Raw genomic sequence first — 400 nt, 5'->3', positions numbered from 1 at the left:
GCTCCGGCTGCGGGGTCGCCCGAGCGCCGCGCATGCGCGTGGGCGACGGAGGCGGGCGTGCCGGTCGCGCTCGTGGGCACGGTCGAGGCGGACGCGGCGGCCGACGCGCCGTGGATCGCGGCCTCCCTCCGGGCCGACGACGCCCAGGCTGACGCGACCGTCCTCGGCTGGCTCGCGCCGTGATCGCCCCGCACGTCCTGTTCGTCTTTCTCGACGGCGTCGGGCTCGGCCCGGCGCCGCCCGAGACGGGCGAGAATCCGTTCGCGACGCTCCACTTTCCCGCCTTCGAGCGCCTCGCCGGCGGGCAGCCGTGGACGCAGGCCGCCCGGCCGGTTCGCACGCCCGGACACACATTCGTCCCCATCGACGCGACGCTCGGCGTGGCCGGCCTGCCGCAATC

The 400-nt window shown here is 77.2% G+C and carries 2 protein-coding genes; both read left to right on the top strand.

All coding sequences use genetic code 11. The features are described 5' to 3' along the window. Positions 1-183 (top strand): hypothetical protein (locus tag I6F37_RS43245; RefSeq protein ID WP_225154871.1); only part of this gene is annotated, 183 nt, incomplete at its 5' end. Continuing rightward, a partial coding sequence (locus I6F37_RS43240) for a hypothetical protein (protein ID WP_225154870.1) occupies positions 180-400 on the top strand: 221 nt, incomplete at its 3' end. The genes I6F37_RS43245 and I6F37_RS43240, both read left to right, overlap by 4 nt.

Source organism: Bradyrhizobium sp. NBAIM08 (assembly GCF_020193935.1).
Taxonomy (GTDB): Bacteria; Pseudomonadota; Alphaproteobacteria; order Rhizobiales; family Xanthobacteraceae; genus Bradyrhizobium; species Bradyrhizobium yuanmingense.
Note: the sequence above shows the minus strand (reverse complement) of the source record. Positions and strands in the feature narration are given on the sequence as shown.